Source organism: Mesorhizobium sophorae, from assembly GCF_002270415.1.
GTDB classification, from domain to species: domain Bacteria; phylum Pseudomonadota; class Alphaproteobacteria; order Rhizobiales; family Rhizobiaceae; genus Mesorhizobium; species Mesorhizobium sophorae.
Genome location: NZ_NNRI01000008.1, coordinates 387,329 through 410,847, shown reverse-complemented (window position 1 = coordinate 410,847; position 23,519 = coordinate 387,329). Strand labels below are relative to the sequence as shown.

Annotated in this window: 18 protein-coding genes; 9 read left to right on the top strand and 9 right to left on the bottom strand. The window is 62.6% G+C overall.

Annotated features, from left to right (window positions below; translation table 11 throughout):
* The first annotated feature begins 162 nt into the window (after window positions 1-162).
* The 6 genes from CGZ66_RS14200 (at window position 163) to mgrA (ending at window position 6,204) form a co-directional block, all read left to right on the top strand.
* Entirely contained in the window at window positions 163-1,059 is an 897-nt protein-coding gene (locus tag CGZ66_RS14200; protein ID WP_095084757.1) for a carbohydrate ABC transporter permease, read from the top strand.
* Entirely contained in the window at window positions 1,056-1,991 is a 936-nt protein-coding gene (locus CGZ66_RS14195; protein ID WP_095085003.1) for a carbohydrate ABC transporter permease, read from the top strand. The genes CGZ66_RS14200 and CGZ66_RS14195 overlap by 4 nt, the downstream gene beginning before the upstream one ends.
* 5 nt (window positions 1,992-1,996) lie before the next feature.
* The gene (locus tag CGZ66_RS14190; protein WP_095084756.1) at window positions 1,997-3,094 is read left to right on the top strand and encodes an ABC transporter ATP-binding protein; all 1,098 of its coding nucleotides are present in this window, start codon (window positions 1,997-1,999) and stop codon (window positions 3,092-3,094) included.
* 42 nt (window positions 3,095-3,136) lie between these two features.
* Window positions 3,137-3,883 (top strand): sugar phosphate isomerase/epimerase family protein, encoded by a 747-nt coding sequence (locus CGZ66_RS14185; protein WP_095084755.1) that lies wholly within the window; start codon window positions 3,137-3,139, stop codon window positions 3,881-3,883.
* 11 nt (window positions 3,884-3,894) lie between these two features.
* Window positions 3,895-5,037, top strand: coding sequence for a Gfo/Idh/MocA family protein (locus CGZ66_RS14180; protein WP_095084754.1), 1,143 nt, complete (start codon window positions 3,895-3,897; stop codon window positions 5,035-5,037).
* A 120-nt stretch (window positions 5,038-5,157) separates the two neighbouring features.
* On the top strand, window positions 5,158-6,204 hold the full coding sequence (gene mgrA / locus CGZ66_RS14175; RefSeq protein WP_095084753.1) for an L-glyceraldehyde 3-phosphate reductase: 1,047 nt from the start codon (window positions 5,158-5,160) through the stop codon (window positions 6,202-6,204).
* Between the two features lie 73 nt (window positions 6,205-6,277).
* Here the strand turns inward: mgrA and CGZ66_RS14170 are convergent, their stop codons facing one another.
* Both CGZ66_RS14170 and CGZ66_RS39870 read right to left on the bottom strand, forming a co-directional pair.
* Window positions 6,278-7,372: a S1 family serine peptidase gene (locus tag CGZ66_RS14170; protein WP_095084752.1), complete on the bottom strand. Its 1,095-nt coding sequence runs from the start codon at window positions 7,370-7,372 to the stop codon at window positions 6,278-6,280.
* A 113-nt stretch (window positions 7,373-7,485) separates the two neighbouring features.
* Complete coding sequence (locus CGZ66_RS39870; protein ID WP_167392092.1) at window positions 7,486-7,836, bottom strand: hypothetical protein; 351 nt, start codon at window positions 7,834-7,836, stop codon at window positions 7,486-7,488.
* On the opposite strand from CGZ66_RS39870, the gene CGZ66_RS14165 reads away from it, so the two are divergent.
* Entirely contained in the window at window positions 7,835-8,815 is a 981-nt protein-coding gene (locus tag CGZ66_RS14165) for a trypsin-like serine peptidase (protein ID WP_245331097.1), read from the top strand. The genes CGZ66_RS39870 and CGZ66_RS14165 overlap by 2 nt on opposite strands.
* A 171-nt stretch (window positions 8,816-8,986) precedes the next feature.
* On the top strand, window positions 8,987-10,801 hold the full coding sequence (locus CGZ66_RS14160) for an MORN repeat-containing protein (protein ID WP_245331096.1): 1,815 nt from the start codon (window positions 8,987-8,989) through the stop codon (window positions 10,799-10,801).
* A 174-nt stretch (window positions 10,802-10,975) separates the two neighbouring features.
* On the opposite strand, the gene amrB is transcribed toward CGZ66_RS14160, so the two are convergent.
* The 5 genes from amrB to CGZ66_RS14135 form a co-directional block, all read right to left on the bottom strand.
* Window positions 10,976-12,640 carry an AmmeMemoRadiSam system protein B gene (amrB, locus tag CGZ66_RS14155; protein WP_095084749.1) on the bottom strand — a complete coding sequence of 555 codons (1,665 nt, stop codon included), beginning with the start codon at window positions 12,638-12,640 and terminating at the stop codon, window positions 10,976-10,978.
* 53 nt (window positions 12,641-12,693) lie between these two features.
* A complete protein-coding gene (locus CGZ66_RS14150) occupies window positions 12,694-15,720 on the bottom strand; it encodes a WD40 domain-containing protein (RefSeq protein ID WP_095084748.1) in 3,027 nt (1,008 codons plus the stop codon).
* A gap of 2 nt (window positions 15,721-15,722) precedes the next feature.
* A complete protein-coding gene (locus tag CGZ66_RS14145; RefSeq protein WP_095084747.1) occupies window positions 15,723-16,433 on the bottom strand; it encodes a DUF4760 domain-containing protein in 711 nt (236 codons plus the stop codon).
* The gene (locus tag CGZ66_RS14140; protein ID WP_245331095.1) at window positions 16,430-16,777 is read right to left on the bottom strand and encodes a hypothetical protein; all 348 of its coding nucleotides are present in this window, start codon (window positions 16,775-16,777) and stop codon (window positions 16,430-16,432) included. The genes CGZ66_RS14145 and CGZ66_RS14140 overlap by 4 nt, the downstream gene beginning before the upstream one ends.
* 145 nt (window positions 16,778-16,922) lie before the next feature.
* Window positions 16,923-19,127, bottom strand: coding sequence for a caspase family protein (locus tag CGZ66_RS14135; protein ID WP_095084746.1), 2,205 nt, complete (start codon window positions 19,125-19,127; stop codon window positions 16,923-16,925).
* A gap of 260 nt (window positions 19,128-19,387) precedes the next feature.
* Here CGZ66_RS14135 and CGZ66_RS14130 point away from each other — a divergent pair, with 260 nt between their 5' ends.
* The gene (locus CGZ66_RS14130) at window positions 19,388-19,792 is read left to right on the top strand and encodes a Fur family transcriptional regulator (protein WP_095084745.1); all 405 of its coding nucleotides are present in this window, start codon (window positions 19,388-19,390) and stop codon (window positions 19,790-19,792) included.
* Here CGZ66_RS14130 and CGZ66_RS14125 read toward each other — a convergent pair.
* A complete protein-coding gene (locus CGZ66_RS14125; RefSeq protein WP_095085001.1) occupies window positions 19,789-20,409 on the bottom strand; it encodes a LysE family translocator in 621 nt (206 codons plus the stop codon). The genes CGZ66_RS14130 and CGZ66_RS14125 overlap by 4 nt on opposite strands.
* Window positions 20,410-20,419: 10 nt before the next feature.
* Window positions 20,420-23,374 (bottom strand): DNA polymerase I, encoded by a 2,955-nt coding sequence (gene polA / locus CGZ66_RS14120; RefSeq protein WP_167392118.1) that lies wholly within the window; start codon window positions 23,372-23,374, stop codon window positions 20,420-20,422.
* Window positions 23,375-23,519: the final 145 nt, after the last annotated feature.

The following is a 23,519-nucleotide window of genomic DNA, read 5'->3' as shown; positions in this document are numbered from 1 at the left end:
CGCGTCCCGACCCGACAGGAAGCACTCTTTTTTCTCGGCAACGGGCTGACAATCGCAGGACGGGAAGCTGCGGCGGTCTGAAGCCCGGTGGTTCGGACAACGCTGACTTTCGCGTCGGCAAACGACCCTCAAGGCGTCGGTTAAAGCGGAGAAAGACGGACGATGCAGAAGAGCTGGAGGCACAGATTTCACCTGCCCGCCGTCATCGGGACAATACCGATGATTCTCGTTGCCCTCGGCGTGTTCGTGATCGGCATCGGCTTCTCGGTGTTATGGTCCTTCACCAGTTCGAAGCTCTTCCCCACCTACGATTTCGTCGGTCTGGCGCAGTACAGGCGCCTCTGGGCCGACAACCGCTGGCTCGTCTCGGTCAACAACATCTGGTTCTTCGGCCTGATGTCCATCACCTGCAACATGGTGTTCGGCTACCTGCTCGCCGTTTTCATGGACCAGCGCATCCGCCAGGAGGACCTGTTCCGCTCGATCTTCCTGTATCCTTTCGCCATGTCGCTGATCGTCACCGGGCTGGTATGGCAGTGGGCGCTCGACCCCAACCTCGGCCTGCAGGAGGCGCTCCGCAACTGGGGCTGGTCGAGTTTCAGCTTCGCCCCGCTGGTCAGCGCCGAGACCGCGCTGTACGCACTGGTCGTGGCGGGCATCTGGCAGGGCTCGGGCGTGACGATGGCGATCCTGCTTGCCGGCCTGCGCGGCATTGACGAGGATATCTGGAAAGCCGCGAGGGTCGACGGCATCCCGACCTGGCGCACGCACGTTTCCATCGTGGCGCCGATGATGAAGGGCGCGTTCGCCACCGCCTTCGTTCTCCAATGCGTAGGCGTGGTGCGCGTCTACGACCTGGTCATTGCCATGACCGGCGGTGGGCCTGGCATCGCCACGTCCATGCCGGCAGTCTACGTCATCCAGCTCATCACGGTTCGCCAGAACGTCGGCCAAGGCATGGCTGGGGCAACGATGATGCTGCTGCCGGTCCTGATCGTGCTGGCTTTCAGCGGAATTCTACTATGGCGGCGAAATCGCCTGCGGGAGGCGGGCGCATGACCGTCGGACCGATCACCGCAATTCAACCGCCCCGGGAAGCCCCGGATCAGGCTGGCGTGGCGCCCTTCGGGCCGAAACCGCGACGGATATCGGCCGGCCGCATCGGCATTTATGCTTTCCTGGTCGTTGCGGCCCTCTTTTTCCTCATCCCGGTCTACATCATGATCGTCACCTCATTGAAGGGGATGCCGGAGATCCGGCTGGGACATCTTTTCAACCCTCCGGGCGAGCCGACCTTTCAACCCTGGGCCGACGCCTGGCTCCACGCCTGCACTGGTCGCGATTGCAACGGCCTCAGTCCAGGCTTTTACAATTCGGTGAAGATCACCCTGCCCAGCGTGATCATCTCGATCATCTGCGCGTCGATCAACGGTTACGCGCTGACCTTCTGGCCATACAAGGGCGCCAATCTGCTCTTCGGGTTGCTCGTGTTTGGTGCCTTCGTGCCCTATCAGGTCGTGATCTATCCATTGATCATCGGGCTGAGTTCGGTCGGGCTGTTCGCCTCGCTCCCCGGCATCATCATCGTGCACACCATCTTTGGGATGCCGATCCTGACACTGCTGTTCCGCAATTTCTACGCGGCAATTCCGGTCGAGTTGTTCAAGGCAGCGCGTGTCGACGGTGCGGGTTTCTGGCGCATCTTTTTCTACATCATGCTGCCGATGTCGGTGCCGATCACCGTAGTCGCCGTCATCCTGCAAGTTACCGGCATCTGGAACGACTTCCTGTTCGGCATCGTGTTTGCCGGGCGGTCCAACTGGCCAATGACGGTACAGCTCAACAATATCGTCAACACCACCACCGGCGTGAGGGAGTACAATGTCAACATGGCGGCAACCATTCTGACGGCTGCGGTGCCTCTGCTCATCTACTTCATCTCCGGACGATGGTTCGTGCGCGGCATCGCCGCTGGCGCGGTGAAAGGCTAGTGGATATGGCGCAGAACGGTACCAGCGTTTCGATCCAGGACCTGTCGCTGAGCTTCGGTGTGGTGACCGTACTGGAGACACTTAATCTCGATGTCGCCGAGGGCGAATTCATCGTGCTGCTCGGGCCCTCGGGCTGTGGCAAGTCGACCTTGCTCAACTGCATTGCCGGCCTGCTCGACGTCTCCGAAGGCAGCATCTTCATCAAGGGCAAGAACGTCACCTGGGAAGAGCCCAAGGATCGCGGCATCGGCATGGTGTTCCAGTCCTATGCGCTCTACCCGCAAATGACGGTGGAGAAGAACCTGTCCTTCGGGTTGCGTGTCGCCGGCACGCCGAAGGACGAGATCGCCAAGCGGATCGCGCGGGCGGCCGAGATCCTGCAGATCGAGCCGCTGCTGCAACGCAAACCGGCAGCACTGTCCGGCGGCCAGCGCCAGCGCGTGGCAATCGGACGGGCGCTGGTGCGCGATGTCGACGTGTTCCTGTTCGACGAGCCGCTGTCCAATCTCGACGCCAAGCTGCGCGCCGAGCTGCGCGTCGAGATCAAGCTGCTGCATCGCAAGCTGCAGAACACGATGATCTATGTCACCCACGACCAGATCGAAGCGATGACGCTGGCCGATCGCATCGCGGTGATGAAGGGTGGCGTCATCCAGCAGCTCGATGCGCCACAGACCATCTACAATCGGCCGGTCAACCGCTTCGTCGCCGGCTTCCTCGGCTCACCCGCGATGAACTTCATCGACGGGCAGGCCGAGACCGGCGCCACCGCGGCTTTCAAGACCGGAAATGTATCCATACCGCTCGCCCGCTACGCTTTCGACGCAGCGGGCAACAGCAGCGGCCCTTGCGTGTTCGGTATCCGACCCGAGCATGTCGCCCTTGGCGAGGCGGCAAATGCCATGCCCTTTGCCATCGATGCCGCCGTCGAGATCGTCGAGCCGATGGGCTCCGACACGCTGGTATGGACGAAGCTCGGCGGCCAGAATTTCTCCTTCCGCGTTGAGGCGGAAAAGACGCTGCGCAATGGCGAGCCAATCCGGATCGGCTTTGATCCTGCCCGCGCCTCGCTGTTCGACAGCCAATCCGGCAACCGCATGTAGCTCCCAAGCCCCACTCCTCCCCAAGCAGAACGGACAGAGACGATGAACTGGTCATTCCAACTTTACAGCGCCCGCAATTTCCAACCCTGGGAAGGCGTCCTCGAGACTCTCGGCAAGGTCGGTTACACCCAAGTCGAAGGCTTCGGCGGCGTCTATGATGATCCCAAGGCCTTTCGCGCCGAACTCGACAAGAACGGGCTCGCCATGCCGACCGGGCATTTCTCGATCGACGCGCTCGAGAACGATTTCGACGGCGTGCGCAAAATTGCCGACACACTCGGCATCACGCTGCTCATCTGTCCTTTTCTGATGCCCGACCAACGCCCATCCGATGCCGCCGGCTGGCGCGGCTTCGGCGAGCGTCTGGCAAAGGTTGGCGACGCCGCGAAAAAGGCCGGCTACGGCTTTGCCTGGCACAACCATGATTTCGAGTTCAAGAAACTTGCCGACGGCTCGGTGCCGCAGGAGCTTATCCTCGCGGCAGCGCCAGACATCGGCTGGGAAATCGACGTCGCCTGGGTGGTGCGCGGCGGCGACGATCCGCTGGCGTGGATCGACAAATACGGCAAGCGCATCAGCGCCGTCCACGTCAAGGACATGGCCAAGCCTGGCGAGGGGCTGGACGAGGATGGCTGGTCGGATGTCGGCCATGGCACCATCGACTGGGCCGGCCTGATCAAGGTGCTGCGCGCCAAGAGCGGCGCCCAATACTACGTCATGGAACAGGACAACCCGAACGACATCGAGCGCTTCGCCCGCCGCTCGATCGCAGCCGTCAAGACCTACTAGGAGCAATCAGCATGGCAAAGAAACTTGGCATCGGCGTCATCGGCTGCGGCAACATCTCGAAGGCGTATTTTTCGCTGGCGCCGCTGTTTCGCGGCATCGAGATGCGTGCCTGCGCCGACATCAATATGGAAGCGGCGAAGGCGCGGGCAAAGGAGTTCAAGCTGCGCGCCGAAACCGTCGACGACCTGCTCAAGGCCGACGACATCGACATCATCGTCAACCTGACCATCCCGGCGGTGCACTACGAGGTGTCGAAGCAGGCTCTAGACGCGGGCAAGCACGTCTATTCGGAAAAGCCCTTCGTGCTGTCGGTCAAGGAAGGGCTCGACCTGAAGAAACGCGCCGAGGCGAAAGGCCTGCGCATCGGTTCGGCGCCCGACACGTTCCTCGGCGGCGCGCATCAGCTGGTCCGCGACCTGATCGACACCGGCAAGCTCGGCAAGATCACCAGCGGTACCTGCCACGTCATGGGCCACGGCATGGAGCACTGGCACCCCAATCCGGACTTCTTCTTCCAGCCCGGCGCGGGACCGGTGCTCGACATCGGGCCATACTACATCACCAATCTGATCCAGCTGATCGGGCCAGTGAAACAGGTGGCGGCCTTCGCGTCGACACCCGCCAAGGAACGCACCATCAGCTCGAAGCCGCGGGCGGGCGAAAAGATCCCGGTCAACACGCCGACGACCATCCACGGCCTGCTGGAGTTCGAGAACGGCGCCGTGGTGACGCTGAACACCAGTTGGGACGTCTGGGCGCATGGTCACGCGCCGATGGAACTCTATGGCGAGGCGGGCACGGTGTTCGTGCCGGATCCGAATTTCTTCGGCGGCGACGTGCGCTTCACCGAAGACAGCAAGCCGGTCAAGAAGCTGCCGAAATGGAAGCACCCGTTCGGCGTTCCCAACGAGATGCATTCGCAAGGCATGATGGCCAACTACCGCACGGCCGGCCTCGCCGACATGGCGGTGGCGATCGCGGAAGGCAGGCCGCACCGCTGCTCGATGGAACTGGCGCTGCATGCCGTCGACGTGATGACCGGGCTGTTGCGCTCAGGCGAAACCGGCAAGTTCGTCGCCATGCAGACCAGTTGCGAACGGCCGGCCGCACTTGGCGTCAAGGAGGCCAAGGCGCTGTTGGCGAAGAAGAAGTAGACCAGGCACCCAACCCTCTCCCCGTTCCGGCCGGGAGGGGGTAAGGGTGGGGGGCAGAGCCGACTCGCCGCGTTGTCGCGATGGCAGCCGACTGGCTCGCTTCCATTTGAGGATTTTCCCATGCCCTACATCCCCGCCGAAAACCGCTACGAGAACATGATCTACAACCGATGTGGTCGCTCCGGCCTGAAGCTGCCGGCGATATCGCTGGGGCTGTGGCACAATTTCGGCAATGACACACCGCACAAGACCAAGCAGGCGATCGTGCGCCGGGCTTTCGACCTTGGCATCACGCATTTCGACCTCGCCAACAATTACGGTCCGCCGCCCGACTCGGCCGAGACCGCTTTCGGCGAAATCCTGCGCACCGACTTCGCCGGTTACCGCGACGAGCTGATCATCTCGACCAAGGCCGGTTACGAGATGTGGGCCGGTCCCTACGGCGAATGGGGCGGGCGCAAGTACATGCTGGCCAGCCTCGACCAGAGCCTGAAGCGGATGGGGCTCGACTATGTCGACATCTTCTATTCGCACCGCTTCGATCCCGATACGCCGCTGGAAGAAACGATGGGCGCACTTGACCATGCGGTGCGCTCGGGCAAGGCGCTCTATGCCGGCATCTCGTCCTACAATTCGCAGCGCACGCGCGAGGCCGCCGATATTTTGAAGCAGCTTGGCACGCCTTGCGTCATCCATCAGCCGAGCTATTCGATGCTCAACCGCTGGGTGGAGGAAGACGGCCTGCTCGATACGCTCGAAGGGCTCGGCGTCGGCTCCATCGTGTTCTCGCCACTGGCGCAAGGCATGCTGACCGACAAATATCTCGGTGGCATTCCCGAAGGCAGCCGCGCCTCCCAGGGCAAGTCGCTGAAGACAGCCTTCATCAACGACAGGACCATCGCCAACATCAAGGCGCTCGATGCCATCGCCGGCAAGCGTGGCCAGACACTGGCGCAGATGGCGCTGGCCTGGGTGCTGCGCAAGGGCAAGGTGACCTCGGCGCTGATCGGTGCCAGCCGGCCGGAACAGGTCGAGGACTGCGTTGGCGCGCTCAAGGTGCTTGACTTCAGCGATGCCGAACTCGCCGAGATCGATAGCTATGCGCGCGAGTCCGACATCAATTTGTGGGCGGCTTCAGCCGAGCGCAAAGGTCCACCGAGAAAGTAAGCTCGGTAAGCCGGCAAATAAAAACGGCGGGACCTCTCCCGCCATTTTTCATGTGAGGCGAATTGCCTTCGCTTCAGGGCGTGGCTGGTTTCTGGGCGGTGCCTAGCCCTGCCTTGGGCTTTGCCGGCGCCGGCGCTGGCGTTTTCATTTTCGTCTCGATCCAGCCGGTGTAGTTGGCCAGCCGTGTGTAGATGCCGTACGCGTCCTTGTGGCCGCAGGCCGCACTTCCGTCCGCCGGACCTTCGCCCCAGCTGACGACGCCGACCTGGACCGGACCGTCGGCGCCGGTCATGAACAGCGGACCGCCGCTGTCGCCGTTGCAGGCATCGCGCACGCCGCTGGTGGTGCCGGCGCAGATCATGTTGCCGGTCAGCGGGTCTGTCATGTCGGCGGCAATCGCATTGGCGGCAGCGTCGATGCCTTTTTCCGAATAACGCATGCGGTGGGACAGATCGCCAAGTGCGGCCTTCAGATCATGCGCATAGATGGCCTTGATGCCGCTGTTGCAGGCGGTGTTCGGCTGCAGGTCGAGGTCGGCAACCATCAGCGTGGTCGGAAAGGTGCCATCCTGCATCTTGCCCCAGCCGGTGACAGTGGTTTTGCCGGTGTCGGGTGTGGCGTCATGGGTGACCTTGATGGTCGGCGCATCGGCCGGCTCTGCAAGCCGCAGCAGGCCGAGGTCGTTGTCAAGCGTTTGCTCGCTGTAGCCCTCGTTGACGACGACCTCCACCACCTTGTGGCGCTTGCCCTCGCTGAGATCGGTGGCGCCGGTCAGCACGGTGACGGCGTCGGGCGAAATCGGCTGGCCCTTGTCGTTGAGGCAGTGGGCCGCCGTCAGCACCCATTGTGGCGCGATCAGGCTGCCGCCGCAGAATTGCGCATTGGCCTGCGAGGTCGGGTTCTCGTCCAGCCTGTCGGTGGTGAGCAGCGCGACCTGAAACGGATAAGCGCCCTTTTCGGCCTGGTTGCCGCCATAGACGCGATCGGCACCCTCGGGATTTTCCGCCGCAGCCTTGGCCTTGGCATCCGCAACGCGTTTCATCGGCGAGACCGCCGCTTCGGGCCTGGCGGTGTCATCCGCCTGGCTGGCGCTGACGGTGGCAAGAGCCGAGGCGATGGCGAGCGCCGACGCGGCGACGATCGGCCTGAACCGATGGATGATGTGCACCTGAAATCCTCCTGAGACACGTTCCCGAACGAGCCACTCCGGCGCATGATCAGCGAAACAGTCGCCAGCAAACCGGCGTCGCTTCGCGGATCGCATTCCCGTACGGAACCCGTTCAAAACCCTATAGCCCCCCACGGGCTACGTGGAAGCGATTTGTCATTCCAATGTTGTATTAATTTAGGCAGTATACCGGCGCGGGTGTCTTTGGCGGGGGCCTTCGACAGACCGCGTGGGGTGATGATCAGGTTCAGGCGCCGGTAACCAAACTCATTTTTCGGCTTCACCACGATCTCGACAATATTTCTGTATTTTGATCCAGTCCTTGCTGACTTTTGGGAGAGTCTCACCATGACAAAACTGACAAACGCTATCATTGCGTCCGCATTGCTTTCAACTGCAATGTGGACGGTCCCGGTTTTCGCCGCCGATCCTGGCTCCGCCAGTGCCGGAAATGGCGAAAGCATGCGGGACGTAACTTCAGGCGACTATAAGCCCGGGCGGGCAAAACCAATCGCGTCGCCGAAGCTGACTGACGAAGACAGCCGCGCCGCACCGCTTGCTGACGAGGCAACGGCTGTCAAATCCTATGGCATCGTCGGACGTTCCGCCGATGGCAAGGAGATCAAGATCGAGCCGAGCGATGCGTTGCGGGATCTTATCATCAAGGAACTGAACGCGCCGGCCAACGGAAAGGACGGGGCGCAGCGCAAGACCGAAGATCCTGACCTTGGCGAAGGCGAAGCCGGCCGTCAGGTTTTCGGCACCGACGACCGTGAGCAGGTCAAGAACACCAAGACCTATCCGTTCTCGGCAATCGGCTATCTCGAAGCCAAATCGCCGAAGACGGGCAACTATGGCAGCTGCTCGGCAACGCTGATCGGCCCGCGCACGGTGCTTACCGCGGCGCACTGCCTCTACAGCCATGAGGACAAGGACTGGCTGTCCGAGTATCTGTTCGTGCCGGGCCTCAACGGCAGCACAGCAGACGACGCACCGTTCGGCGCCTTCACCTATGAGAGCGCTTACGTGCTGCAGGGCTTCATCGACAACTACCAGGGCTATTATGGTTCGGTCATCCCTTGGGATCTCGGCATCATCACGCTGAAGCAGGATGTCGGCACCAACCTCGGCTGGTTGGGTTACGCCAACTATGACGATCTCGGCGACTTCACCGCCAACCTCGTCGGCTATCCCGGCGACAAGCCGATGGGCACGATGTGGAAGGCGAACTGCGAAGTGCATGCCGAAAACATCGCTCCGGAATATTTCCAGTATGATTGCGATACGTTCCCGGGGTCGAGCGGCAGCTCGGTCTATGCCTATGACAACAACTCCAAGCAGCGCATCATCACCGGCGTCAACGTGGCCGAAAGCCCCGACGCGAACACCGCCGTGCGCCTGAACGCGGCCAACATCCAGTGGATCAACAGCCTGTACAAGTAATCGCTGCGCAATCACCGCAAAGACAAAGGGCGGCGGGGTAATCCCGCCGCCCTTTTTCATGCCGATGCTTCCGATGCGGCTTCTCTTGCACGAGGTCGGCTCGCCGACTACGCTTAAGGGGCCAAGGGGTTGGCATCCAGAGGGGCTCAAGGGATGGTGCGGACAAGGACAATGTTCGGGATCGCGGCCGCATCGATGCTGGCCGCGCTGATGCTATCACCGGCCTTCGCTGATCCACCGACCGGTCCCGCCGGCGGCGCCTGGGCTGAACGGGTCCAGATCCTCTACCAGGCAGACACGCGCTCGGTGCTGCGCAGGATGGTCCGGGTCTGGGATTTCCATCCGGAGAAAAACCTCGACTTCGTCTGGGAGCCGGCGGCCGGCCAGTCGTCCGACCGGACAATCACTGAGGACGGCACCATCAACGGCAAGGGCAGGCTGGTGTGGCGGGTGCGTGGCTCGGCGAGCTATGATCCAAAAACCATCTATTCCAGCTATTTCGGTGACGTCCGCAATGGCCGGCCCGACGGGCAAGGCCGGCTCGAGCTGCGTTCTGGCGAGGTTTTCGACGGGCATTGGCTTGCCGGACAACTCAACGGCAAGGGCATTCATGTCGATGCCGACGGCAACCGCTATGAGGGTCAGTTCGTCGCCGGCGCGCCGAATGGCGAGGGGCGACTGCTGTCGAAGACCGGGGAGATTTTTGCCGGCTCATTTGTCGACGGGTTGAAGAACGGCAAGGGCCGCACGCGGCTTGCCGGAGGCACCATCTACGAGTCGCAATGGGCAATGGGCAAGGAGGTCGGCGGAATGCGTCCCGACGTGCTGGCCGATGCCAGGGTCGGCGGGCTGCTCAAGGCGCAAACCGGCGGCGGCGACGCTGACAAGGTCGAGATCGGCGTTGCGGTCGACCAGCGCATGACCCAGCAGTCAGACATGCAGTACCAGCATCTGGTGCGCGACGAGGATATCGCGATCTATCCGCTGTCGGACCAGTACAATGACAGCTGGAACGGCACCGGCCAGGTCACCACCAGCAATGTCTATGAAGGTATGAACTGGGAGGACGCGCCGGCCTTTGCCGAGGTCGACCTGAAGACGTCAGACCAGTCCAGGGTCAAGCTCGACAGTCTGGAAATGAAGGTCGCCGCCAGCGATGCCTATCGCAAGCCGATGCTGTCGATATCGGAGCATTTCGGGTGCGTCGGCTTCCGTCCGGATTTCTCGATCATCAACAATGGTTGGGGCGAGCCCAAGGACATGAAGATGTCGATCCAGTTCACCACGGTCGACGACGAAGGCAATCCGACCGGTGATCCCAGCCGCAAGTTCAGCAAGGATGTCGGCAGTTTCGGCGAGGGCGTCGACGTGTCGATCAAGAGCGTGCTCGCGGAGGCTGGCGTCGACACGGCTAGCCTGGAGACGGGGCGGTTTCCCTGTCCTTCTGTCGACAGTCTCAACGTTTGCCGCAGCCAACTCACCAACAAGATCAAGTTCGGCGAGGTCGCCGATTATCTCGGCAACATGCAACAGGCGATGACGCTGAATGCGATCGGCAAGTTCGACTATTCCTGGTCGGACGACCAAGGTCATGTCTACCAACAGAGCGAGCCGTTCCGCACCTCTATCACCGTGGCTGTTTTCGAGACGCCGGAAGCGATGGCCGAATGCGGCGATGGCGGCGGCGGCACGCCGGAAGCGATGCGCTACCAGAACATCGAGTTCCCGATCGGCAAGCATGATTACACCATCGCCATGCCGGTGCGCGGCAACAAGAAGATCAGCGCCTACACGGCGCGGCTGAAGATGTGGTCGTCGATGTCGTCGATCCATAGCTTCAGCATCGCCGCGCATTTTGCCGATGGCAGCGTGCGCGAGAGCAAGCCGGTGACCTTCTTCTATTTTCGGCCGAAGCAGTCGCTGTTCGAGACCAAGACCGAGCCGGCGGCCTGCTATCTGCCGCGCGATATGGTCGGCTGCGGTTAGGGTGCATTGATATTCAGGTGATGCCGGCCTGCAAACGGCGGGTTCCTGCGCTTCCGGTGCTCACGTGCTTTAGGTACGCTCCGCTCCGGTTCTCGAAACCTGCCTTGTTTGGTCGCTTCGCACCCGTCTTCGACTCCGGCTCGGCCTGACCTGAATCTCAACACCCTGGCGTGCCTATTTGCGGCCCATCTCGAAATAGTTTGGCAGCGGCAAAAGCCGGGTGAAGACCGTGCCTTGGCCGAAGACGCGCAATTCCAGCATCGATCCCGACGACCGCTCGGCGCTCTGGTCGAAGAGGAAATTGCCGAGCGAATAGACCTCCGCCACATCGCCGCCGGCAAGCGGAACGATCGCCTCGCTCGATACATGCGGATGGCCGCCGACGATGACCGATGCGCCACGCAGCCGCATCTGGTCGGCAAGCATCTCCTCGCGCGCCGACGGTTCGGTCTTGTACTCGCGGCCCCAGTGGACGAAGGCGACGACCGGCCGCTCGGCGTTTTCGTGCAGCAGCCGGTCAAGCAGGGCAGGCGTCAGCAGATCGGTGTTCTTCGAGCCGTTGGTGTCGATGTCGGTCAGGCCGACAAGGTCGAGATCGGCAAGCGCCAGCGTCTCACCCTGGCCGAAATGCGGGATGCCGGCTTCGTTCAGCGCGCGCAGCGTCTCGGCATAGCCTGACGGGCCGAGATCATAGGCATGATTGTTGGCGAGCCCGACACCGGCGACATGCAGCCTCTTCAGCATGTCGACGGCCAGGTCTTGCGGCATCGCCAGCGTCATGTCGTCGATCGCTTCCGGCACGTTGGGCAGGATGACGCCTTCGAGGTTGACGATCAGCGGCCGTGAACCGGTGAGCGCCAGCACGCTGTCAACGATCCGGTCGGCAACACCGTCGCGGACCAGTATCTTCTTCATGGCACGGCCGAAATTCACGTCGCCGGCCAGATAATAGATCCTGTCCTTCGGCCGTGCCGGGTTGTTGAAACCGGGAGCGAAGGCACCGAACAGCGCCACGACATAGCTGGTGGTCCGCTCGACATAGTCCGGCGTGTGTTCCTGCGAGTTCTCATTGGCGACGACCAGCGGCTGGGCGCCGAACAGTTCGCGCTGCAGCCTGGTCTGGATGTACAACGCGCCAACGGAATCGGCGTGATCGGGCTGGCGAAGCGCCGCTATGCCGTCGAGCGACCCGGCGGCGAGCATGTTCAGCGTCTGCTGGTCGAAGCGCCGTGCCTCGTGCTGCGGCAGATAGTGCGAGAAGTCGGTGGATTCGACGATCAGCGTGTCCTGGTCGACGATCGGCTTCAGGGCCTCGGCCAGCGTGTCCCAGTCGCCGCGCCGCGCCTTGACCGACATCGCCACCGGCACGATTTTCGCCTCGGGAAAGTAGTGGTGCAGGAAAGGCAGCATCGCGCGCACGCCATGTTCCTTGTCGAACAGACAGGACTCCTCGACCATGTCGCCGTGCGTTTCGAGCTGGCGTACTGCTTGGACGTCGGCGGCGACCGGGCCAAGCACGGTATCGAAGCCGCGTACCGAGGTGGCGTACAGTTTGCGCGTCTTGTGGAAATGGTCCGGCGACAGGATGACGATGCGCTTGTAGCGGAAGCCGGACGCCGCCCGGAACCCCAGCGCGACCAGGTCCGCGGCCAGGAGATGATGCGGGACGATGATGCCGGTCAACCGCTGGTTTGATGGCTCGATATCGGCCACCTTTGCGATGGCATCCCTGAACAGTTTGGCGTCGTCGTAGAAGGGCGGAAAGTTGTCAGCGCCGGGCGGGCAAATTATGGGCGCGGCAACGGCGTGAAAGGGTGGGGTAAAGAGGCAGAATAGCATTGCTGCGATTGCCGGCCACAGTCGCGCGAGGGGGGTGTCTTGGCGCAGTCCCCTCATGGCTCGGCAAGCACGATGTTCTCCACGCCGCCGACATAGTAGAACGGCTTCTGTTTCGATGATGTCAGCCGCACCACCTCGCGTGAAATGTAGTCGGCAAGGCCGAACAGCGTAACGCCGCCGTCCGACGTCCTGGCTTTGCCGCGCAGGCCTTCGAGGATCGAATAGGTGAAGACGCCGTGGCCGAGTTCAGGCAGTTCGGCGGCGGTGTTGTTGGCTGCGGTGGCCGAAAACACGACGATGCGCGCATCCTGCGCGTCCTTTTCCAGGCGCGGGTTGAAGGCGTTGGCGGCATGGCAGGTGTCGAGCAGCATGAAGCGCATGCCCTTGGCCCGCTCGACCGATTTCTGGATGTCCGACCAGTCGACAAGCGAGGAGCGCTTCCAGCGCTCGGCATCCTGTTTGCGGCCGTCGGTCGGGATGAAATAATAGTCCTCGTCGATGTTGATGCCGTGGCCGGCGACGAAGATGATCGTGGTGTCGTGTTCGCCCGGTCTGTCGAGGAAATCGGCGAGCTGGTCGTCGATCGTGTCGGAGTCGGGCTCCATGATGCCGTCGGCGCTGGCGATTGAATAAGTCTGCCTGGCCTTGTCGGGGGCCTCATCGAGCGCTTCACGGTTGACCAGCACCAGTGTCTCCATCGATGAGAACAGCGGCGCCGATTTCTGCGAAATCACCTTGAGGAATTCGGTGGCGTCATTGACGGGGTAGCGCAGGTCGCAGGCGTGGCCCGAACAGGCGTTGGTCAGGAACGGATATTTGTCGACGCCGATGACCGCGACATAGAGCTTGCCCTTGGCCTCGGCCTTCTCGGTCTTCCTTGCCAGCGCCGTTACGCTGCGTTCGGTCAGATAACCGAATTCGTTGGTGCCGGTGATGCGGATGGTGTTTTCGCCATTCTCGACCGGTATCTCGACGATGGTGTTGTCGCTGTCCACCGACCGGGCGGTGACGTCGCCGACATTGCGGCTGTTCGACAGGATCGAGAAGCCGGCGACATCGGTCCCGGCTTGCCCGGCGCCGGTGATCTCGACGGCGACATAACCGTCACGCACCTTGCTCTGGTCGGCGGCGAGACGGATGTCGAACTCCGGCGGCTTGCGCTGCAGCAGTTTCTGCAACTCGTTGTCGACGCCTGGCCGCATCTCCTTGACCGCCTGTTTGGCGCTGCGCAGGATGATCGCGCGGCGAACCATCTCCGGGCTCCAGAGATATTTCTTCAATTGGCCGGCGCGGATGAAGCGGCCTTCATGGTCGCGGCCCTGGTTGACCTGCCAGCCGATCAGCTTGTCGCCTTCATCCGAGGAATAGTAGTAGCCCTGCGGCATCCACGCGATCCATTGCGAGCCGGCGAAGAACATCGAGACGATCAGCTCGTGCGTCTTCAGATTCCACAGCCTGAGCGTTTGGTCGGCGCTGCCGGTGACAAGCAGGCCGGCTTTTTCCGAGGCAACCATGGCGTTGATTTCGCCGGTATGGCCGGTGAATTCGCCCGACACTCTCGCTGTCGGCGTCCTGTATTCGAGCAGCGTGCCGTCATTGCCGCCGGTGATCAGGCCAAGGCCGTTGTCGATCAGCGTGAAGGCCGAATGGACAAAGCCATTGGTGGCATCGTTCTCGATACTGCGCACCATCTTGCCGCCATTGGCGATCTCCAGCACCGCGTTTTCCAACGCGTCCTTGCCTCCCTCCGTGGCGCGCAGCGACCACTGGCCGTCTGTCAACGCGGCGCGGGCAAACGAGCCCGGCTCCGCCAGCGGCTGCGGGTCGTCGAAGAATCGCTCGGTGGTCGGCAGCACCAGCCTGTTGTCCAGTGCGCCTTGTTCCTCCGGACAGGACACGCGCTCGGGGCAAGGGTTGGCATTGCCCCAGGCGATGACGTCATTCGCTACGTCGATGCCGACGGCGGTCACCGGTTCACCCACTCCCTGCAGCAGGGCCTTGCGCTCGCTAGTCGTGGGATCCCAGACCTGAATGGCGTTGCGCGTGCCGCCGGCGGTTGCCACCAGCGAGCCATCGGCATTGGCGGTGCTGGCATAGACCGTGCCGTCATGGCCGGTATAGTCGAGCACCTTTTCGCCGGTGCCGGTGTTCCACACGACGGAGCGATGCTTGTCGGCGCAGCGATAGCCGCAGGAGGCGACCAGTCGCGACCCCTTGGCAAAGGTCAGCGAGCCGATGAGGAAATCCTGCGTTGGCATGGCGCGCACCATTGTGCCGTCTGCTGCGTGCCAGAGCTGGACCTGCCCGTCCTTGCTGCCGGTGGCAAACAGGCTGCCATCCGGCGAGACGGCCAACGCCATGACACTGATATCCCGCAACGGTTCGGCCTCGGCCGGCAAGGCGATCTCCTCGCCCTTCGCGACGTCCCAGAGCCGGATGCCGTTGTCGGTGGTGGTCGCCGCCAGCCTAGTCCCTGCGGCAGCGAAGGCGAGCTTGTCGATGTGCCAGGAATCGGCATCGAGCTTCTTGTCCAGCGTCCACCCGGTCGCGGATTTGTCGTCCAGCCGCCAGAGATAGACGACACCGTCGGCGCCACCAGCAGCCAGGGTTTTGCCGTCGGGAGAGAAAGCGAGGTCGTAGGTCGCGTAGTCGGCGGCCTTGAGCACCGCCTTCATTTTGCCGGTGGCAAAGTCGAACAGCCGGATGTCGCCATAGGGTGGCCTGTCGCCGAGGCTGGCGCCGAAATAGCCGCCGGCGGCAATCGTCTTGCCATCCGGCGAGACCGCGACCGCGAAGATCTTACCGTCGCTGCCATTGCCGAGATAGCCGCGAATGGTGCGCAGCGTCACCCCGCTCTGCCAGTCCCAGATGCGGATGGTCTTGTCGTTCGATGCCGAGACGATGTCGTCGCCGTCGGGCGTGAAGGTGAGGTCAGTGACCTGCGCACTATGACCGCCGGTGTCGAGATCGAGGTGGAAGTCAGCCGCCTCTTCGGCGTTAGCAGCCGATGCGACAGCAAGCGCACCGGCCATGGCGAGCCAGCAGCAGGCACGCAGGAGGCGGCGGGCTGCTCCTCCCATCGCTATTTGACTTCGGCCGCGGGTTGCCCATTGCGCACATAAGCCTCGATCGCCGTGGCGAAAGTCGGTGAACCCGCCTTGCGCTGCTTGTCGACATAGCCGGCAAAATAACTCCAGAACGAGACGGCATAGTCGCGGAAATAAGCGTCGGTCACTTTGCGCGAACACAGATCGCCGTCGATGCAGAACGACAGGCGGTTGAGGAAATAGACGATGCGGTCGAAGTTTTCGCTGAAATCGGCGAGTGGCATGTCGCCACCGCTGGCGGTCATCGCCTCGATGCCGATCCGCTGGCGGAACACCTGCTCCTCGGTCGGCGAGGGGTTGGCGCTGAGCAGATTGTCGTATTTGGCGTTGAGGGCGGCAAGACGATCCTTCAGCGCGCGCTGCGCCTGCTGGTAGTCCTTGGTTTCCCAGAGCTCAACCAGCGACATGGTCTGCTCGACGCGCTTCTGCTCCTGGTTGGCAAGGAACTGATAGATCGAGAACATCAACGTGAAGATGATGGCCAGACGCACCAACAGGCCCGACCAGGCATAGATCAGCATGCGCCAGTCGCGGTCGGTGAACGGGTTCGATTCCTTCTTGATCTCGTGGCTGCTCGGCCACGGAAACCCCTCGGTGGTTTCCGGCAAAGCCGGCTTCGTGGCTGGCGCCTTTGCTGGGGCGGCGGTAGCTGCCGTTTGCCTGGTGTTGGCCGCCGGCTTTTTCATTGGCAGCTGTCCAGTTCGATGACGGCGGAGGGATCCAGCACGATGCCGGGCGCCTCCAGCTTCTTTTTCAGGCATTCCAGTTGCAGGCGCGAAATCATGAACTGCACATCGGGCTCCGCCGCCCCCTTGTTCGGTGACGGCAGCGCCTCGACCACGCCCCGCGAGGCGCAGTTGCTGAGATCGACGACAACCGCTCCGTTGCCGCTTTTGGCGATCTGGTCATACTGATCGAGAAAACAGGTTGCCAGTTCAGAGTTGGTGACGATCTGATTGACACAAAGGCCGCAGGCCTCGTCCGCCGAAGCATTGGCGATCAGCAACAGGCTGCCGGCAAGGCCGGCCACCGATCCACGCCAGGAAAACATAGATTTCTTCACAATCGATCCTATCCGCTTCGTCAGGCCGTCATGCGCCATTGTGCCCGCCGGGAATGTTCTCATATCGCGCCGATCGCGCAAGAGCCGGTCCGGCCCTTGTGCCGGCATTCGGTCAGGCGCGTGGCACCGTTTCCATAGGGAAGATCATCACCGCGCCCTTCGGGCCGCTCTTGTCGGCGAGCCGCATCACCGAGCGGGTTGCCGGCGCCATGCCGATATCGGTCAGCATGTCGGAGAAGCTGGCAGGGCCTAGCCCGCGCGTCATGGACGCAACGCCGTCCTGCGCCAGGAAGCTCAGATCCTCCTTCTCGCTTTCCGGCGGCGCCTCGGTCAAAACCGCGATCATCCTTTCCATGCCGAAGCTGGTGTCGGTGAAGGCCAGCAGCCCCTCTTCGAGCGAGGCTTGCGGCGCCAGGCGCTCGGCGACGATGTGGGTGATCGAATAGTCGCTGCCGACATAGAGCACGTTGATGTCGACCAGCAGATCAGAGCTGTTCTTTGCCAACACATGCACTTCGTCGCCCGGGGAGACGCGAGGCACCACCGAAGCCTGCAACGGTTCGAGACCATCCTTGTCACGGCGTTTGACCTGGAACTGGACATCGACGTCCTCCGGCTTGTAGTCGGATGCCGCCGCCAGCCGCGACAGCCCGGTGGCACGGAAGATGGTGCGCAGATTTCTGGTCGTGGCCTCGACCAGCTTTTTCCGGTCATCCATGTGAATGATGATCAGCGGCGGCTTGCTGCCGTCCTTCAAGGTCACGTCGCCCGAGGCCGGCAGGAACCACAGCGCTGGCTTGTCGGTCGCGTCCTTGGCAGCGCCGGCAATGGCATTCTCGCGCATCACCGCAAAGCGAAGCTCGGCGCTCTTGCCGGGGTCGACCAGTTCGATGTTGAAGCCGGTTTCCTTGGCCGTAGCCAATTCGTCGAGAACCGAATTGACCAGAGCGGTTTGCTTTTCCAGTCCCTTGGTCGCCGCCGGCCGCGCCACGGCGAGCTTGTAGTCGACGGCGATCTCGGCCACTCGCGCATAGGCGTTGGCGGGAATATCGGCGAGCTTCAGCGCCGGCTTTTTGTCGAATTCGACCGGCTTGACCCGGCTCTCCAGGTTCCTGGCTGACTGCACCTCGAGAAAGCCGACAGCGTCAGAAAGCTGCGACAGCGCCGACGGCAGGATGGCGAGCTTGCTGCCGGGGGTGAGGCGATGCAGCAGGCCGGCGCCGATCGTCGCGTCGCCATCCTTGATGACAACAGGCCATTGCATGACCGCGTCCGTCTTGTCGGTGCCGAACACGCGGGCATCGAGTTCGCCCTCGAACAGCGGTGTCGGGCGCGTGCGGCTGTCGGCCGAATATTGCTGCAGCACGGCCTGGCCGAGCTGGCGATAGGTGACGTTCGGGTTCTCGGCCAGTTTCGACAGGATGGTGAAGGTGAACAGACCGAACCGGGGTGCATCGGTCGTGCCCTTGGGCAGCGGCATCTCCGGCGTCGTCTCCACTGTCTGCGCGGCATAGAAGGCGACCAGCTTGCCCTTGGTGATCGGTTCGCCGCCGGTCGGGGTCAGGTTGAAGGCGGGCTTGCGCTTGCCGTTGTCGTCGACGCCGCGCGAGCCGGCGGCGGATGTCACCTCGTCACAAGCCTTGATCGCCGCGGCCCGCTCGGCTTCGCTGCCGCCGACCAGGTCGGCGAACTCGACCTTGCGCTCCATCTCGTCGTCGACTTCGACAGCGCGGGTCGCGGTGCCGGAATGGCAGCAATCGAACACGACCCAGACGAAGGCGCCTTTGTTGCGGATGGCGTCGAGCGCAGCACCGATCTCGTTGTCGACCAGCGCATTCGGCACGCCAGCATCACGGTTGATCCATTTGTCGATGTCGACGGGCAGGAAAATCTCGTCGAGCCCGTCGGTCTCGTCGCCCTTGACCCTCTCCGGCTGCTGGGCGCCGTGACCGGACAGGTGCAGATAGACGAAATCGTCGCGCTGCACCTTGGAGGCGAGGTCGGCCAGCGCGGCCTTGATCGCGGCATGGGTCGGCAAGCCATTTGCGCCTGGGACGTCCTTGGCCAGCAGCGTGACATTCTCGGGCGCGAACCGCACCGGGTCGGGCACGTTCTTCAACAGGTACTCGTGGACCAGGCCCGCATCGTTCTTCGGTCCGATCAGCCAGTTCCTCTGCGGCAGGTTCGGATATTCGGTGCAGGCGACCAGCAGCGCATGGTAAGTGCGCGATGCTGCCATGGTCCTGAACGACACCGCGCCAGCCATCGTCAGCGCGGACGTGCCGACCAGCAGCGTCCGCCGCGTCAATTTGATCATGATTGCTTCCCCAAGCCCGATCGAATTCCCAAGCGCGGCAATCCTTGCCGAAGATTTTGTCAGTATTTTGAATGTTGCATCGCAGAGCAACCCGCCTGTTACCCCGTTCCGGTCGACGATAGGCTTTCTCGACAGCCTTCCGGGGCAGAGATGTTGTAAACAGTAGCAAAAATGCCTGTTCGTCGCTATCTGGATGGATAGGGATCGTTTGCGCGCGGAAATGATGCGCGAGCGACGCAGGACAGGTTGGAAACAGGATCATGGCGGCAAGGGATGTGCTGACGAAGAACCAGCTGTGCGTGCTCGAGAAACTCGAGGCCGCCAGCGGGCCGCTCAGCGCCTACACCTTGCTCGACCAGCTGCGTGAGCGCGGTTTTCGCGCGCCGCTGCAGGTCTACCGGGCACTCGACACGCTGGTGAAGTCCGGCTTCGTGCATCGGCTCGAAAGCATCAACTCCTTCGTCGCTTGCGCCGAGCCGCATGACCACAGCCATTCGATGACCGCCTTCGCCATCTGCGACACATGCGGGCAGGTCACCGAAATGTCCGATCACGATGTCGACCACCGGCTGGACGAATGGGTGCGCTCGACAGGCTTCGCCGCCAAGAAGGCGGTGATCGAATTTCGCGGGACATGTGCGAAGTGTTTGGCTGAAGCGGCCTAACGCGCGGTCGACCAGGCAAACCAGAACGCAACGAGCGCCAGCAAGGCCGAAAGCAGCCGTCGGCTGGTTCGTTCCAGCCGTGGATCGTTGAGGAATGGCTGCAGCGCTCCCGCTAACACGACTATCAGTCCATGGATGGCTGTCGCGATGGCCACATAGGTCAGGATAAGCAGGACAGTCTGCGCAAGTATCGGCCGTCCGGCCTCGACGAAGGTCGGCAGCACGGCGACATAGAAGATCGCCGCCTTCGGATTGAGGAGATTGGTGACAAATCCGCGCCAGAAATACTTCCCACCCGGATTGCCCTTGTTCGAAACCACATCGGTTCCAGCGGTCCAACCCTCCCAAGCGAGATAAAGCAGGAACAGAATGCCTGCCCAGCGGAGACCCTCGTAGAGCAAGGGCGACGCCTGAATCACTTCGGCGACGCCCAGGGCGGCGATGCCGCCAATGGCCGCCAGACCCGACGCGATGCCCGCCACGGTGGCGAAGCCCGCCCTGCGGCCGTGGCTCGCCGAAACCAGTGCCAGGTAAGTCATGTTGGGGCCTGGCGTCAGTTCGATCAGCATCGACGCCAGCGCGAATGAGAGGAATGTGGCCGTTGAGAACGGCAGCATTTCGCTCACTTCAATGGGCCTCGTCCCAGTTGTTGGCGGCGCGGGCGTCGACATGCAGCGGCACCGACATCGACACCGCCGGCATCGCCGCGTTCTCCATGATGTGACGCACGACGGGGATCGTCGCCTCGACTTCCGCCTCGACCGTCTCGAAGATCAACTCGTCATGCACCTGCAGCAGCATGCGGGCCGACAGCTTCGCCTTCTCCAGCGCCTCGTCCATGCGCACCATGGCGCGGCGGATGATGTCGGCGGCGGTGCCTTGCAGGCGGGCGTTGATCGAGGCGCGCTCGTTGAACGCGCGGACCGAGGGATTGGAGGATCGGATGTCAGGATAGTGGATGCGGCGGCCGAAGATCGTTTCGACGAAGCCGTGCTCGCGGGCGTAGGCCTTGGTCTCCTCGATGTAGTCGCGGATACCGGGGAAGCGCTCGAAATACTTCTTGATGTAGTTGCTTGCTTCTTCGCGCGGGATCGACAGCTGGTTGGCGAGGCCGAAGGCGGAAATGCCATAGATGATGCCGAAATTGATCGCCTTGGCGCGACGGCGGACTTCCGAAGGCATTCCTTCTACCGGCACATTGAACATTTCCGATGCGGTGATGGCGTGGATGTCGGCGCCGTCGGCGAAGGCCTGTCGCAATTGCGGGATTTCGGCGACATGGGCGAGCACCCGCAATTCGATCTGGCTATAGTCGGCCGAAACCAGCCGATTGCCCTTGTCGGCGATGAAAGCGGTCCTGATCTTGCGGCCTTCAGCGGTGCGCACCGGGATGTTCTGCAGGTTCGGATCGGATGACGACAGCCGGCCAGTCGTCGTCGCCGCCAGTGCGTAGGAAGTGTGGACGCGCTTGGTGTCCGGATGGATGAAGCCGGGCAGCGCATCGGTGTAGGTCGATTTCAGCTTGGTCAGCTGGCGCCAGTCGACGATCTTGCGCGGCAGTTCATGGCCTTCGGCGGCGAGGTCTTCGAGAAGCTGCGCCGAGGTCGACCATTGCCCGGTCTTGGTTTTCGAACCCCCGGGCAGACCCATGCGGCCGAACAGGATGTCTCCAAGCTGTTTTGGCGAGCCGATGTTGATGCGCTCGCCGATGAGCTGATAGATTTCCTCTTCGAGGCGAGCGGCGCCCTGCGCCAGTTCGCCCGAGAGCCGCGACAGGATCTGCCGGTCGACGGAGATGCCGCGCTGTTCCATGCGCGCCAGCACCGGCACCAGCGGCCGCTCCAGCCGTTCATAAACCGACACCAGGCCCTTGGCGGCAAGCCGCGGCTTCAGCACCAGCCAGAGCCGCATCGTCATATCGGCGTCCTCGGCGGCATGAGCCGTCGCCCTGTCGATGTCGACCTGATCGAAACCGACGGAGCTTTTGCCCGAGCCGGTAACCTCCTTGAGCTGGAGAGGGGTGTGGCCAAGCCATTTCTCGGCAAGCGAGTCCAAGCCGTGACCATGAGGGGTGCCGGCATCGAGCACATAGGAGATCAGCATGGTGTCGTCAAAAGGCGCGACATCGATGCCGTAGCGGCTCATGATGACCAGATCGTATTTCAGGTTCTGTGCGATCTTGAGAACCGACCGGTCCTCCAGCAGCGGTTTCAGCACGGCCAGCGCCTCGCGAAGCTGGATCTGGTTTTCGACCGCGCCGCCCCCGAGCAGATCACCGTTACCGCTCTTGTGGGCAAAAGGAATGTAGGCGGCGCGGCCGGGCGCCGTGGCAATGGACATGCCGATCAACTCGGCCTGCATCGGATCGGCCGACGTCGCCCTCACATCGAAAGCGGCAAGGCCGGTCTCGGTTGCCTCGGCGACCCAGGCTTTCAAGGTCGCGACATCGCGGATGCAATGATAGGCTGACGTATCGATCTTGCGGGTGGCGGCGCTCTCCAACCGCAGTGCGGCGAGCAGGGAAGGGGTGTCGCCGCTGATGGGTTTGTCGGCGCCCGGGGCCTGGTTTGCCGCGCCGTCTTCGCCGGTCTTGGCAGGTCGGACGTTGGAAGTTCCCGCGCCGACATCGGGGCCATGCGCGGCGTCGGCACGCTCGACGGTCACCGCGACGGCCTGGACGTCGCCGGCCTCGGTGCCGGTTGCTTCCGCCACGCGGCGGGTCAGCGAGGTGAATTCCATGGTCTTGAGGAAGCCGATCAGCTTCGGTCCGTCCGGCGCGTGCAGGATGAAATCGTCCAGACCCTCTGCCACAGGAACGTCGGCCTTCAGCGTCACCAACTGGCGTGAAATGCGCGCCTTGTCGGCGTTGGCGATGATCGATTCGCGCCTTTTGTCCTGCTTGATCTCGCCGGCGCGGGCCAGCAGCCCGTCGAGGTCGCCAAACTGCTCCAGCAGTTGCGCCGCCGTCTTCGGCCCGATGCCGGGCACGCCGGGCACATTGTCGACGGAATCTCCGGTCAGCGCTTGCAGGTCGACCATCTTTTCCGGCGGCACACCCCATTTCTCGATGACTTCCGGAATGCCAATCTGGCGGTCCTTCATCGGGTCGTACATGCCGACCGTGTCGCCGACCAACTGCATCAGGTCCTTGTCGGAGGAGATGATGGTGGTGTCGCCGCCCGCTTCGCGGGCCAGCCTGGCATAAGTGGCGATCAGGTCGTCGGCCTCGTAGCCTTCGATTTCGATGCAAGGCAGGTTGAACGCCCTGGTCGCCTGGCGGATCAGACCGAATTGCGGGATCAGGTCTTCGGGCGGCGCCGAGCGGTTGGCCTTGTATTCGGGGTAGAGATCGTTGCGGAAGGTTTTCGAGGAGTAATCGAAAATAACGGCGAAATGCGTCGGCACAATGCCTACATCCGTGTTGCGGGCATCCAGCATCAGCTTCCACAGCATGTTGCAGAAGCCGGAAACGGCGCCGACCGGCAGGCCGTCGGATTTGCGGGTCAGCGGTGGCAGTGCATGATAGGCACGGAAGATGTAACCGGAGCCGTCGATAAGGAAGAGATGATCGCCTTTTTTCATGTCGGCAGGGATAGCGCGGCTCGATGCTGCGGTCCATGCCAAAGGCGCCGACACCCACCGGTTCCGGCAACACCCTGACAGAATGGCAGCGGCCGGCCTGCTCACGCCCATGTTACAAAAGTGTAATTTTCATGCCCTTGAATCG